General features: G+C 69.4%; 12 protein-coding genes. 9 read left to right on the top strand and 3 right to left on the bottom strand.

Going from position 1 to position 12,932, the window contains the following annotated elements:
* Window positions 1–153: 153 nt before the first annotated feature.
* Complete coding sequence (locus BLU81_RS21585) at window positions 154–858, bottom strand: VIT1/CCC1 transporter family protein (RefSeq protein ID WP_231954690.1); 705 nt, start codon at window positions 856–858, stop codon at window positions 154–156.
* A 99-nt stretch (window positions 859–957) separates the two neighbouring features.
* Entirely contained in the window at window positions 958–1,476 is a 519-nt protein-coding gene (locus tag BLU81_RS21580) for a DUF2231 domain-containing protein (RefSeq protein ID WP_092546327.1), read from the bottom strand.
* A 162-nt stretch (window positions 1,477–1,638) separates the two neighbouring features.
* On the opposite strand from BLU81_RS21580, the gene BLU81_RS21575 reads away from it, so the two are divergent.
* From BLU81_RS21575 to BLU81_RS21535, 9 genes are all read left to right on the top strand, one after another.
* Window positions 1,639–3,051 carry a ferredoxin reductase family protein gene (locus BLU81_RS21575; RefSeq protein WP_092546326.1) on the top strand — a complete coding sequence of 471 codons (1,413 nt, stop codon included), beginning with the start codon at window positions 1,639–1,641 and terminating at the stop codon, window positions 3,049–3,051.
* Between the two features lie 25 nt (window positions 3,052–3,076).
* A complete protein-coding gene (locus tag BLU81_RS21570) occupies window positions 3,077–3,568 on the top strand; it encodes an FMN-binding protein (protein WP_307833817.1) in 492 nt (163 codons plus the stop codon).
* Window positions 3,569–3,594: 26 nt separating this feature from the next.
* The gene (locus tag BLU81_RS21565) at window positions 3,595–4,272 is read left to right on the top strand and encodes a response regulator transcription factor (RefSeq protein WP_231954689.1); all 678 of its coding nucleotides are present in this window, start codon (window positions 3,595–3,597) and stop codon (window positions 4,270–4,272) included.
* Complete coding sequence (locus BLU81_RS21560; RefSeq protein WP_092546323.1) at window positions 4,269–5,528, top strand: sensor histidine kinase; 1,260 nt, start codon at window positions 4,269–4,271, stop codon at window positions 5,526–5,528. The genes BLU81_RS21565 and BLU81_RS21560 overlap by 4 nt, the downstream gene beginning before the upstream one ends.
* Before the next feature lie 137 nt (window positions 5,529–5,665).
* On the top strand, window positions 5,666–6,463 hold the full coding sequence (locus BLU81_RS21555) for a flagellar M-ring protein FliF C-terminal domain-containing protein (protein WP_172890592.1): 798 nt from the start codon (window positions 5,666–5,668) through the stop codon (window positions 6,461–6,463).
* Window positions 6,464–6,530: 67 nt separating this feature from the next.
* Complete coding sequence (locus BLU81_RS21550) at window positions 6,531–8,801, top strand: putative bifunctional diguanylate cyclase/phosphodiesterase (protein WP_092546321.1); 2,271 nt, start codon at window positions 6,531–6,533, stop codon at window positions 8,799–8,801.
* Window positions 8,802–8,979: 178 nt separating this feature from the next.
* On the top strand, window positions 8,980–9,720 hold the full coding sequence (locus tag BLU81_RS21545) for a DUF4389 domain-containing protein (RefSeq protein WP_092546320.1): 741 nt from the start codon (window positions 8,980–8,982) through the stop codon (window positions 9,718–9,720).
* On the top strand, window positions 9,717–10,364 hold the full coding sequence (locus BLU81_RS21540; RefSeq protein ID WP_092546319.1) for a hypothetical protein: 648 nt from the start codon (window positions 9,717–9,719) through the stop codon (window positions 10,362–10,364). The genes BLU81_RS21545 and BLU81_RS21540 overlap by 4 nt, the downstream gene beginning before the upstream one ends.
* A gap of 9 nt (window positions 10,365–10,373) precedes the next feature.
* Window positions 10,374–10,907: a flavodoxin domain-containing protein gene (locus BLU81_RS21535; protein ID WP_092546318.1), complete on the top strand. Its 534-nt coding sequence runs from the start codon at window positions 10,374–10,376 to the stop codon at window positions 10,905–10,907.
* Between the two features lie 399 nt (window positions 10,908–11,306).
* Here BLU81_RS21535 and BLU81_RS21530 read toward each other — a convergent pair whose 3' ends face one another.
* Window positions 11,307–12,743, bottom strand: coding sequence for a GAF domain-containing protein (locus BLU81_RS21530; protein ID WP_092546317.1), 1,437 nt, complete (start codon window positions 12,741–12,743; stop codon window positions 11,307–11,309).
* Window positions 12,744–12,932: the final 189 nt, after the last annotated feature.

Here is a 12,932-nt window from a genome sequence, read left to right as displayed (position 1 = left end):
TCCCGGATGAATGGCCCCGAACTGACGCTATGCCGGCGACCAGAACGCCGGCAGGGTCCAACGACCCGAAACGGCAGGGCTTACGAACCCGGCGTGCCCCCTTCGCCTCGGCGAGCGGCGAACCTTCCGGGCGGATGCCGATCCCGCTGAGCGTCACCCGATGGTGGCGCCGACCAGTTGCCCGACGCCGAAGGTCACGGCCATGGCCAGGGTTCCGCCGCCCACCAGCCGTGTGACTGCCCGGGTGAGGCCGGCCGACCCGAGTGTGGCGCTGACCGCTCCGGTGATGGCGAGAGCGAGGACGACCACGGCGAAGGTGACCGCGACCCGGATGTTCGGCGGTGGGAGCAGGATCGCGGTCAGCGGCAGCAGTGAACCGGCGACGAAGGCGACCGCCGATGCTCCGGCCGCATGCCAGGGATTGGTCAAGGCGTCAGGATCGATGCGAAGTTCCGCGTCCGCGTGGGCGGCGAAGGCGTCCTTGGCGGTCAACTCCTCCGCCACCAGGCGTGCGGTCGCCGGGGTCAGGCCCTTGACCTCGTACAGGGCGGTCAGTTCGTCGAGCTCCTGGTCCGGGAATTCGGCGAGTTCGGTGCGTTCCTTGGCCAGCAGGGCCCGTTCGGTATCGCGCTGGCTGCTGACCGAGACGTACTCGCCGAGCGCCATCGATACCGCACCGGCCACCAGCCCGGCGACCCCGGCGGTGGCGATCGGGCCGCTGGCCAGGGTTGCCCCGGCTACCCCGACGACGAGGCCGGCCGTCGACACGATGCCGTCGTTGGCGCCCAGGACCCCGGCGCGTAGCCAGTTCAGGCGGCCGGCCACGCCGCTGTCGTGTGGTTCTGCCGGATGTGTCACGGCCGTCCACTTCGTTGTCTGGTCTCCATGACCACATGGTGTTCCAGCTCGCCGGTTACCGGCAGAGGCGACCGGCCTCATACCGGCGCGGTCAGTGACTCAGTCGCCGTCGGGTCCCTCCGGGCGGGCGGTGGAGTCGAAGTTGCCGGTCCAGGATGCTTTCGCTCCGGAGTCGCCGATGAGGTAGGTGTCGTACACAGCGACGCCGGCGACGACGATCGCGAGTGCGGCGACAATCCTGGTGATGGCGACCGACGCCGGCGCCAGAAGGGTGCGCCGCTGAGGGGCCGCGCCGGTGGTCTCCCGTTGACGCCACCAGATGATCAGGGCCAGGGCGGCCACCGGCAGGGCGACCCAGATGGCGGTGTCGCCGAGGTCGGTGTGGTCGCGTAACAGCGGGGTCTCGCCGACGCGGTGTTCCAGCCATTCCCCGGCGCTGGTCGTGACGGGCACGAGCGCGACGACGACCACCGACAGGACGGCGTTCGGGCCGGCCAGGCGATGACGCAGCGCGGGCCAGACGGCGGTCAGTACGAGCAGCAGAGCGGCGAGCGGAAGCAAGACCACGATCGCGTGCACCAGCAGGATGTGCGCCGGTAGTCCGTTGACGGTGCCCATGAGTGTCTCCCCGGAGTAGTGGACGCGGCGAAGCGGATCGGTGACGAGGACGGTTCGACGTCCCGGCAAAGGCTAGGGAGCGATTCTTCGAGACCTCCCATTTTTGCCGGAGACGCTGGATCTGTACGCCGAACGGGAAGGGAGCCGTGAATTGCCGTGAGTATGACGAGTGTGACGGGCCGGGTCAGGCTGACCGGGGCGGCCGGGACGAACCTCCGGCGGCCCGCGCCACGGCGGTGGTGGGCCGATCTGGCCGGCTCTGCGGCACTGCTCAGCGTGGTGGCCGTGGTGGCGTTGTGGCTGCACAACGGAGGTCTCCGCGGATTCGCCGCGCCGGGTGGCCCGGCGACCTCGATCGGCCGGTTGACCGGTCTGGTCGCGTCCGATCTGCTGCTGCTCCAGGTGCTGCTGATGGCGCGGATCCCGTGGGTCGAGCGCAGCTACGGCCAGGACGCCCTGGCACGCCGGCACCGGCTGGTGGGTTTCCTGTCGTTCTGGCTGATGATCGGCCACATCGGGCTGATCACCGTGGGCTACGCGCAGTCCGGTGGCGGGGGCGTGCTCGCCGTTGCCGGGGACCTCGTGGTCACCTATCCCGGCATGGTTCTGGCGGCGGCGGGCACCGTCCTGCTCATCCTGGTCGTGGTGCTGTCGGTCCGCCTGGCGCGGCGCCGGCAACGGTACGAGACGTGGCACCTCGTTCACCTGTACGCGTACCTCGGGGTCGGGCTGGCGCTGCCGCATCAGCTGTGGACCGGCGCGGACTTCATCGCCTCGGCGCCAGGGCGAATCTACTGGTGGGGTCTGTACGGCGCGGCACTCGGCGCGGTGCTGGTGTTCCGGGTCGGTCTGCCGGTGTTCCGGTCGGCGTATCACCGGCTGCGGGTGGACGCTGTCGTACCGGAGGCGCCGGGGGTGGTCTCGGTGTACCTGAGCGGGCACCACCTGGACCGGCTACCGGCCCGCGCCGGCCAGTTCTTCCTCTGGCGTTTCCTCGACGGGCCCGGCTGGACGAGGGCACACCCCTACACCCTGTCGTCCGCGCCGTCCGGTGATCTGCTGCGGATCACGGTCAAGGATCTCGGGGACGGCAGCTCCCGTGCCGCGACTCTGCGTCCGGGCACCCGCGTGCTGGTGGAGGGGCCTTACGGAGCCCTGACGGCCGATCGTCACATCGCCGGCCGGAAGGTGCTGATGGTCGCGGCGGGCGTCGGGATCACCACCATGCGGGCGCTGCTCGACGACCTCGCGGAGTCCGGCACCCCGATCACTCTGCTGTACCGGATCCGCCGGCTCGGGGATGCGGTCTTCCGGGCCGAACTCGACGACGCGGCCCGCCGGACCGGGGTCCGGGTGGTGTATCTCGAGGGTGCCCGGTGCCGCCCGGATTCCTGGCTGCCGGCGATGTTCGCCCAGGTCAGTGATCTGGCCGGACTGAGATGGCTGGTGCCGGACGTGGCCGGGCACGAGGTCTTCCTGTGCGGTCCGCCGGACTGGATGGCCGGGGTGCGGGCCACGCTGCGCGAAGCGGGTGTCGACACCGATCACATTCATGCCGAGGAGTTCGCATGGTGAACTCACCATACCGACCGGAGAGACGATGAGAATGCGCCGGATCACTCTGACGATCGTGTCCACCCTGGCCGCCATCGTGCTGCTGTTCAGCTATCGCACGAGTACCGGCGGCGCGCTGCCGGGTACCGGTACGGCCGCCGCCGCACCCGGTGTCGTCCCCGACACCGGTGTCGTCCCCGACACGGCCACGGCCACGGCTGCGCCGTCCGGCTCCCCGTCGGGGAGTCCGGCGACTCGGGCCACGACCGTCAACGGGACGGTCGCCGAGACCCGGTGGGGTCCGGTCCAGGTCCAGGTCACCATCATCGGGCAGAAGATCACTGACGTACGGCCGTTGCAGCGACCGACCGGCAACGCCCGCGACGACCAGATCAACGAGTACGCCCTGCCGAAGCTTCGGCAGCAGGTGCTGAAGGCCCAGAGCGCCCGGATCGACGGGGTCAGCGGGGCCACCGTGACCAGCGAGGGCTACCGGGAATCGCTTCAAGCCGCACTCGACGCTGCGCACTTCGGATGAGCGTGCGAGCCTGCGAGAGTGACACCATGACGGACGCTGCCCCGCCCCCGGTCAAGGTCCTGGTGGTCGAGGACGACCGCGAGCTGGGACCGCTGCTGCTGCGCCTGTTCCGTGGCGCCGGTTACCAGCCCGACCTCGCCCCGGACGGCCAGGCCGGTCTGCATCTGGCCCTGACCCGGGCCTACGACGCCATGATCCTCGACCGAGGGCTACCCGCCATCGAAGGCCTCGACCTGCTCAGCCGCCTGCGCCGCGCCGGAGTGGCGGTCCCGGTTCTCGTGCTCACCGCTCTGGGCACCGTCTCCGACCGGGTGGCCGGCCTGGACAGCGGCGCCGAGGACTACCTCGTCAAACCGTTCGAGGTCGACGAACTCCTGGCCCGTGTCCGGGTACTCCTGCGTGGCCGGACCGGAGTGGGGGAGCGGCTCGCGGTCGGTGCTGCCACCTTCGATCTGATCGCGAGGACGGTGACCGGCCCGGACGGGGTGGTCACGGCGCTGTCCGGCCGGGAGAGCGACCTGCTGCGTCTACTGGCCCGGAATCCGGCGCGGGCGTTCACCCGCGAGCAGATCGTCACCCAGGTCTTCCCCGACGCCTCCGGCGTGGCCCTGGTCGACACCTACGTGCACTACCTGCGGCGCAAACTCGGGGCTGCCGCGGTCGTCACCGTACGGGGTGTGGGATATCGGCTGGGGCCCGGATGAAACGCCGGGGTGACGCACGGACCGACCCCGACCGAGCTCTGCTGTCCAGGGCGAGGCGCGTCATCGCGGTGCAGACCGCGGCCGCGATCACCGTGAGCCTGCTCGTGCTCGGCGTGCTGGCCCTGGTCGTGGTCGTGCACAGCCAGAACGCCGCTGCGACGACCCTGCTGCGGCAGACCGTGGCGAGCGCGGATGACGTCGACGATCCCCCACCCGATGTGTGGATCTTCGTTCAGGAAGCCGACGGCGCGATCGACGCCACCGAGGACGCCCCGGACGGACTTCCCGACCGGGGCGCGCTCGACCGTGTCCGCGCCGGTGCGCCGACCGCGACGTCCTACATCGACGGCCGGGCAGGAGGCTTCCTGACACTGACCCGGCAGCGGGGAACCCGGACCGTCCAGGTCGTCATGAGCCGTCATGAGCAGCACGAGGAGAGGGAACGACTGTTCGGCGCCCTGGTCGCCGGTGAACTGGTCGGCCTGCTCATCGCAGTGCTGTCGGCCGCGCTGCTCGCCCGCCGCGCGACCGCCCCGCTGGCCGAAGCTCTGGCCCGGCAACGGCAGTTCGTCGCCGACGCCAGCCACGAACTGCGCACCCCACTGACCCAGTTACACACCCGGGCACAGTTGCTGCAGATGGACCTGCGCTCCGGCGCCGACCTCGCGGATGTCACCACCGACGTCGATCATCTCGTCACCGGCACCCGGCACCTCGGCGAGGTTGTCGAGGACTTGCTGCTCTCCACCCAGCTCGGCCGGCGTGACGACGCCCGTGAGCTGGTCGACCTCGGTGTCGTCGCGGCCGCGGTGATCGCCGAGCAGGCCAACCGGGCCCGGGAGCAGGAGGTGGAGCTGACGCTGCGGCCCGGCGCCGGTGGGCCGTCACTGGTGCTCGGGCACCGGGCCGCTCTACGGCGCGTCCTGACCGCTCTGGTCGACAACGCCCTGAGCCACACGCCAGCCGGCGGTCAGGTGACCATCGAACTCGGTACCGACCGCACCATGGTCACCGTTGTCGTCCGTGACGACGGCACCGGCTTCGACCCGGCCGACACCGAACGGCTGTTCGCCCGGTTCGCGCGCGGCGGGCACGCCGATCACCGTCGATTCGGCCTCGGACTCGCCCTCACGCGTGAGGTCGTCACCGGCCACGGTGGCACCATCGAGGCGTGGAGCCGCCCCGGCCAGGGCGCCGCCTTCACCATCGGCCTACCTCAGGTGGACACGCCCGATGCCACGGAGCCGCGGACCTGAGCGCTGTCGGCAGAGGCTCGGACGGTTGTCGAGAACACCGGCCCGGAGACTGTTTCGGTAGCAACCAAGATGTACCGGGCCGAATTCTCAACAGGCCGATGGGCTGGACGACGGTGACGGCTGACCGAGGGAGTGCCGTGAAGACACCGATCGCCGTAGTGCTGGCCGCCGTTCTCGCCGCCGGTGTCTGCCTCCATCCGCAGCCGGTTCAGGCAGCCGGACCCGAGCAGACCGCCGCCTACGAGGATCGGCTGAACGGTGCGTTGCAGAAGATGCTGGACGCGGTCGTCGGCCCGGGCCATGCCGTGGCCACCACCGCGGTCGAGCTGGATCTCGATCGCGTCGAGACAGTCAGCCGACGTTATTCGCGGGACCCGTCGGTGGGTGCGTTGTCGGAGACGCTGAGCCGGACCTTCTACACCGATACCAGCGGCACGCGGTACGAGAACACCGGCATCGTACGGAACAACGCCCTGAATCAGCTGTACGAGACCCGGACCACGGCTCCCGGCGGCGTCAAGAAGTTGAGTGTCGCGGTCCTGGTCGACCGGGCCGTCGACGTGACCCAACTGCAGAAGCTGGTGAGCGCGGCAGCCGGCGCCGACCCCGCCCGCGGTGACACGGTCGTCGTGTCGGTCGTGACGGCCCGCCCGGACGTGACTGCACCGCTGACCTCGGCCACCACCCCGGCTGTCACCTGGCAGGCCGGGCTGGTCGTACTGGGCCTGGCCCTGCTCGCCGTCCTCCTGCTGATGATCCGGCGACGCGGAGATCGCGAGGACCGGACGCCGGTTGCGCGGATTGCGCCGTACCAGGTGGAGGCCCGGCCGGTGGTCACGGCGATCAGTGCCCCCACCGCCCCGGTTCGGCCGTCCATCGACGATCCGCGGAGAACCGCGGCTCTGCTCCGCGGTTGGACGGATCCGCACCGCTGAGGCGACCGTCCCGAGGGCTCAGAGGCTTCCGGGGATCGCCGATCAATCAGTCAGTGAAGGGAGAGCGATGTTCGGCTTGTCCGGTGTGGCGCGATTCGCCCGAGCGGTGGCGCTTCCGCTGGGTCTGATGGTGGTGCTGTCGAGCGTGCTGTTCAGTGTCACCACCGCTCGGAGCAGGCAGATCGCGAACCAGGACAATGCGCTGGGGCTCGTACTCCAGCAGCAGGCGGCTGCGCTGGAGAACTATTTCGAGCGGGCCCGGGCCATCAACGCGATCCTTGCCGCCAACCCGGTTTTCACCGATTTCTACCAGGCGCCCGGTACGATCCAGGAGAAGATCGACTCGGGTGGCCCGCTGATGCAACGGGTCAACGACGCCCTGGGCCATCTGGTGCGGTTTTTCCCGGGCCGGGTCGGTGAGGCGTGTTTCATCGACGACAGCGGTCTCGAGCTCGCGCGAGTGGTCAACGGTGTGCCGTCCGCGCCGTCGGCGCTGTCCCACCACGAGGCGGAGAACCCGTTTTTCGCCCGCACGCTGGAACTCGGCCCCGGCCGGATCTACCAGGCCAAAGAGTATGAGTCGGCCGACACCCACAACACGGTGGTCTCGAACTCGACCGTCGTGGAGACGGTCGGCCACGTCGGTATCGTGCACTACGAGATCGCACTCGACAGCTTCCGGACGACGACACCGTCCGAACAGGTCGTCGCTTCGATCATCGACGCCGACACCGGCCACATCATCGTCGACAGCAGGTCCGTGCCGGCCGCGGCAGACGACCACACCTTCGTCTCCCTGATCCGCAGCGGCCGTGATCACGGCATCACCACCATCGGCGGGCAGCGGGTCGCCTTCCAGCGCATCGCCGCCACCGAGGGCAACGCCAACGACTGGTACGTCGCGGTGGCGACCCCGGCTTTCGGTACCGGATGGTCCCGTGGTCTGAGCATCGGGTCGCTGGCTCTGCTGCTGGCCGGGATGCTGACCCTGCTCGCCGGTGCCGCCGGCTGGTGGAGCCACCTCCGATCGGTACGCCGGACCACCTCGTACGACGCCCTCACCGGTGCACCCAGCCGTGCTTTGCTGGTCGCGCGGATCCGTGACGCGTTGAGCGACGACCAGCCGGCGGCCGTACTCTTCATCGACCTGCGGGGGTTCAAGGACGTCAATGACGTCCTCGGTCACCGCAACGGTGACCTGCTGCTCATCGAGGTCGCACGCCGCCTGGTGACAGCGGCGCCCGTGAACGCGACGGTCGCTCGTCTCGGTGCCGACGACTTCGCCGTCCTGCTGCCCGGTTCCGGCCCCGACGAAGCCGGCGCCGTAGCGCCGGACCTGCTGGCCGTCCTTCATCAGCCGTTCGCGGTCGGTGACATCAACATCGACATGGAGGCCAACATCGGCCTGTCCCTGGGCCCGGAACACGGAACCGACCCCGAGACGCTGGTCCGTCACGCCGAGACCGCGATGCACCAGGCCACCGAGAACGCCACCGGCATACAGCGGTACGACGCGAGTCACGACACCAACGCGCCGCGCCGGCTGGAACTGCTCGGCGACCTGCGCCGGGCGTTCGATACCGACGAGCAGATCAGCCTTCACTACCAGCCCAAGATCGACCTTGCCTCCGGCCGGTTGGCGGGCGTGGAGGCGCTGATCCGCTGGAACCATCCGGTCCGGGGACGGATGGCCCCGGACGACTTCATTCCCGTCGCGGAGAGCACCAGCCTCATCCGGCCGCTGACGGACCACGTCCTGCGGGAAGCGATCGGACAGGCGAAAAGATGGCAGGAGCGCGGTACGCCGATACCGGTCGCCGTCAACATGTCCACCCGCTGTCTGCTCGACCCGACCTTCGCCGAACGGGTGTTCGAACTGCTGGACGGGGCCGGTCTGCCGCCGGACCTGCTCGAACTGGAGATCACCGAGAGCATGGTGATGGCCGACCCCGAGCGGGCGCTCGTCGTACTGCGCAGCCTGCACGACGGCGGCATTCGCCTGTCCGTCGACGATTTCGGCACCGGCCATTCCTCCATGACCTACCTGAGGGTCCTGCCGGTCGACGAACTCAAGATCGACCGATCGTTCGTGCAGAACATGACCGGCAGCGGCAGCGATACCGTACTCGTACGCACCGCCATCACCCTCGGCCACAATCTCGGCCTGTCGGTGGTCGCTGAAGGCATCGAAGACGAACTGACCGCGTCAGCCCTGCGTGACCTGGGCTGCGACATCGCGCAGGGCTACCACTTCGGCCGCCCCATGCCGGCCGCCGACTTCGACCGATGGCACATCGAGCACTCTTCCTCGGCATCCGGCCCGGTAGTGCCTGTGTGAACGCCCGCCCCGGCACCCGCACCCTGACTACCGGTGGCGCGGACGAATCCGGGCATCGGCCACCGCGACGATGAGCAGCGCGTCTCCCGGATCGGCGTGTTGCTGGGGAGGGGCCGTTCGGCACTGATGCCCGGCGGCGGGGCGGCGTCTACTCGCGGTAACAGATGCCGGAGATGCCATGAACCGCTTTCCCGTCCAGGTGCACGCCGCGCGCGATTCTCATCTCAGCCGGTGGCTCTGGCTGGTGAAGTGGTTCCTGCTGATACCGCACTACGTGATCCTGCTGGGACTGTGGACCGCGTTCGCCGTGGTGACCCTGATGGCCTATGTGTCGGTGGTCTTCACCGGCCGGTATCCACCGGCGATCTTCGCGTTCGATGTGGGGGTGCTGCGGTGGTCCTGGCGGGTGAACTACTACGGTTACCAAGCCCTCGGCACCGATCGGTATCCACCGTTCACTCTGGCCGACGTCGCGGACTACCCGGCCCGGCTGCAGATCGATCCGCCTACCCGGCTCCCGCGGTGGCTGCCACTGGCGGCCTGGCTGTTCGCCGTCCCGCACCTGCTGCTCGTCGCCGCGCTGACCGGCCCTACGACCTGGAAGTTCGGCGACGGTACGGGATCGGCGGCGCCGCTCGGCGCGGTCAGCCTCGGCCTGCTCATCGCCGGGATCAGCCTGCTGTTCACCGGCCGATACCCCCGTGGTCTGTACGACCTGATGCTCGGCATCGCCCGGTGGAGCCTGCGTACCATCGCCTACCTGGCCCTGCTGACCGACCGGTACCCGCCGTTCCGGCTCGACCAAGGCGACGACGAGCCCGGCCCCGGCCCGGTCGGCCCGGCCGCCGACGCGGATCACCGCAGCCTCCCGTCGTCTCCGCTTCACACCGGGGGTCCCGTCGAGGTGGTCTCCCCGTGAACACCAAGTCGAGGGTCGTAGCCGCACTGGTCGTCGCCGCGGCTGTCGCCGTCCTGCGGCGTCGGCAACTGCGGTGGGGCGCGACCGGCGCCGAGGCCGGACGAGCTCTGACCGGCGATGAACTGGTGCCCGCACCCGACCTGACGGCGACCCGCGCCATCACGGTCCGCGCTGGCGTCGCCGACGTGTGGCCGTGGGTTGTCCAGCTGGGTCAGGGGCGTGGTGGTTTCTACAGCTACGACTCACTGGAGAACCTGATCGGCTGCGACATCCACAGCGCGGCGCGGATCAATCCTGGTTGGCAGTACCTCGCCGTCGGTGACCCGGTTCGGCTCGCACCCGAGGTCGCCTTGACCGTCGCGATCGCCGAACGACCCCGATCGCTGGTTCTCCAGGGCGCGGCCATGCCCGGTGCGGCCACTGCGCCGTACGACTTCACCTGGACGTTCGACCTGTTACCCGGCTCGGCGGCCACGACCCGCCTCATCGTCCGCGAACGCTACGCCTACACGCGATGGTGGGGGCGCTTGCTGGTGGAACCGCTCGCGGTCGTCAGCTTCCTCATGAGCCGGCGCATGCTGCGCGGTATCCGCGACCGCGCCGAGCAGCAGCTGCCCGAGAGAACGCTCCATCACCAGAAGTGAGCGACGACTGTGAAGATTCTCGTCAGTGCCGCCAGCCGGCACGGGTCCACCGCCGAGATCGCCACCGGTATCGCCGAGGCGATCCGAGCGGGCCTTACCGGTGACGCGGTCGTCGAGGTGCTCCCCGCCGTTGCCGTCAGTGACCCGGCATCCTACGACGCGTTCGTCCTCGGCAGTGCCGTCTATCTGGGGCGATGGCTGGAGGATGCCCGCCGGCTCGCCGACCGTATCGTGGTGCAACAGCCACGCCCGGTATGGCTGTTCTCCAGCGGCCCGGTGGGTGATCCGGCCAAGCCGGACGAGGAACCGGCCGAGATCGGTGAACTCGTCACGAGCACCCACGCACTCGACCATCGACTCTTCGCGGGGCGGCTGGTTCGGCACCACCTCAGCTTCGGCGAGAAGGCGATGGTCATGGCTTTGCGGGTACCGGACGGCGACTTCCGTGACTGGGACGCTATCGCAGCCTGGGGCACAGCGATCGCCACCGCGTTGAACCCTGCCGGCATCCCCGCGAATCGGGGAAGGCCGGACCGGCGCTGAAACACCGATACCGGCCGGCCGATCGCGACGTCGGCCCGCTGCCCTACCTTCGCTGTCCAGAGCGGGATCGCCGGCGAGTCGTCGGCCCCCACCTCCAGGGGGTCCCCGGTGGGAAGATCCTTGTCCTTGCCCGGCAGGTGACCGGCCCCGCAAGGGGCTTCGAACAGCAGATGTTTCTCATCACCCAGCGACTCCACACCGAGCGGCACGACCGGCAGGACCGGTGTGCCCACCTGCTGCAGCTGTCCGCGGTCGGTGGTGCCCCGGACGGGTGCGCGAGTTCAGGTCGGCACGAACGCCTGGGGCTGGCAGAGAAGATGGTCGGTGAGCCTCCTGGCGCTGATTCGGGCGATGGGGTGGCCCTGTGCGTCTGCGTGGCGTACCGGATCTTCCGGGCGTTCATGTCGCCGACGCCGAGTGTGGGGCCGCGGCGGGTCGAACGGTGTCGGTGGAATCCAGTGTGAAGATCGCGGCCCGCAGTTCGTGGATGATCGTGTCGGTGTCGTCGATCTTGGACATGAGCGTGGCTCTGGCTACCGAGTCGTGCAGGCGGGCGGCGACGGTGTGCAGATCGATCCCGAGACGGGAGATGCGATGCAGGACGCGCCGGTGCAGGTCTTCGGCGATCCGCTGGCGGTCGTTGCTGGCCCGTAGCTGTGCGTTGTCGTGCTGGGCGTGGGCCAGTTGCAGGACCAGAGCGGCGTAAGTGGCGTAGCCGCCGAGAAGGTCGAGGTCCAGGCGGGCGAACGGGGCTGAGCCGGGCGTCGCGCACACGAACAGCACGCCGGTGACGGCGGTCTCGCTGCGCAGGACTGCTGCCGCTGTCGGGCCGGCCCCGTTGATCGGATGATGCCCCGTGGTGCGAGGGCTCGTGCCCTGGCCGGCGACGAGGGCAGGTTCCCGGGCGGTGAGCGCGTCGGTGTAGCCGGATCCGGCGGTGGGGAAGGTTCTCCCGATCAGTGCGGTGTAGACGCCGTCGCCAGCGGCGACAAGCAGCATTTCCGGTTGTTCAGCGGGTATGCAGACGCATGCCCCGGCGGCTGACGAGGCGCTCATGGCGTGTCCGGCGATCTGCGTCAGGGCGTCCTTGAGTGGGTCGTCGTTGGACAGGACGGCAGTGGACAGGGTCATCATCGCGTTCTGCCACCGCTGGCGGCGTTGGGCCTCGTGCAGCAGCGCGGCGTTTCCGATCGCGACACCAGCGGTCACGGCCAGCGCTGTCGCCAGTTCTTCGTCGTCGGCGGAGAACTCTGCGCCGCCGGGCTTGTCGGTGAGGTACAGGTTGCCGAACACCTGCGTCCCGATCCGGATCGGGACCCCGAGGAACGATCGCATCGGTGGGTGGTGAGCGGGGAATCCGATCGAGGACACATGCTCGGCGAGGTCGCGGAGCCGCAACGGTTCCGGGTAGTCGATCAGCCGGCCGAGGAGGCCTTTTCCCTCAGGCTGGGCTTCGAGCGCATCTACCGTCTCGATGTCCATACCTGAGTGCAGGAACCGCACCAGGCGGCCGTCCTCGATCACGCCGAGCGCCGCGTACCGGGCCCCGACCAGGTTCCGGGCGGCATCCAGGATGGGAGTCAGCACCTCATCGAGGCCGACCGCACGTGTCACCTGCAAGTTGGCCCGGAGGAGTCCACGAAGTCTGCCCTGCGTCTGCTGGACATCGGTAGCCCGGTTGATCAGCATGACCAGCAGTTCGTCGAGTTCCAGCCGGGCTACGCCGACGAAACCGTCGTCCGGCGACGCGGCAGAGTGGGTGTAGCCGGGAACCGGCGGCCCGGGCGCCGGGGTGTCCGAGGCGACGGTGTGGTGAAGTGGTGGGCTCTCGTTCATGGCACAGACCCTTAGGGCGGGGAAAACACGGCCCGAGGTCTGGGGGCAAGAGGCAGGTTTCGCGCCTGTGGTGCTTACGGTTCTGATCCGGGGACGCGGTCTGCTCCCGGACAGACCCTACGCCATCTGCCAGCACAAAAGCGCTGAGCCGCAGCCGCCATGTCCGGTCCGGATCTTCGCAGCGGCTGA

The sequence above is a fragment of the Actinoplanes derwentensis genome (genome assembly GCF_900104725.1).
Lineage (GTDB): Bacteria > Actinomycetota > Actinomycetes > Mycobacteriales > Micromonosporaceae > Actinoplanes > Actinoplanes derwentensis.
The sequence above is the reverse complement of the archived record's forward strand: the minus strand, read 5'-3'. Positions and strand labels throughout refer to the sequence as shown.

Bases quoted from the DNA above. Each gene is read 5' to 3' on its own strand.
- BLU81_RS21575 (WP_092546326.1), top strand. From the start codon at position 1,639: ATGACGAGTGTGACGGGCCGGGTCAGGCTGACCGGGGCGGCCGGGACG.
- BLU81_RS21570 (WP_307833817.1), top strand. From the start codon at position 3,077: ATGAGAATGCGCCGGATCACTCTGACGATCGTGTCCACCCTGGCCGCC.
- BLU81_RS21545 (WP_092546320.1), top strand. From the start codon at position 8,980: ATGAACCGCTTTCCCGTCCAGGTGCACGCCGCGCGCGATTCTCATCTC.
- BLU81_RS21560 (WP_092546323.1), top strand. From the start codon at position 4,269: ATGAAACGCCGGGGTGACGCACGGACCGACCCCGACCGAGCTCTGCTG.
- BLU81_RS21530 (WP_092546317.1), bottom strand. From the start codon at position 12,743: ATGAACGAGAGCCCACCACTTCACCACACCGTCGCCTCGGACACCCCG.
- BLU81_RS21550 (WP_092546321.1), top strand. From the start codon at position 6,531: ATGTTCGGCTTGTCCGGTGTGGCGCGATTCGCCCGAGCGGTGGCGCTT.
- BLU81_RS21580 (WP_092546327.1), bottom strand. From the start codon at position 1,476: ATGGGCACCGTCAACGGACTACCGGCGCACATCCTGCTGGTGCACGCG.
- BLU81_RS21565 (WP_231954689.1), top strand. From the start codon at position 3,595: ATGACGGACGCTGCCCCGCCCCCGGTCAAGGTCCTGGTGGTCGAGGAC.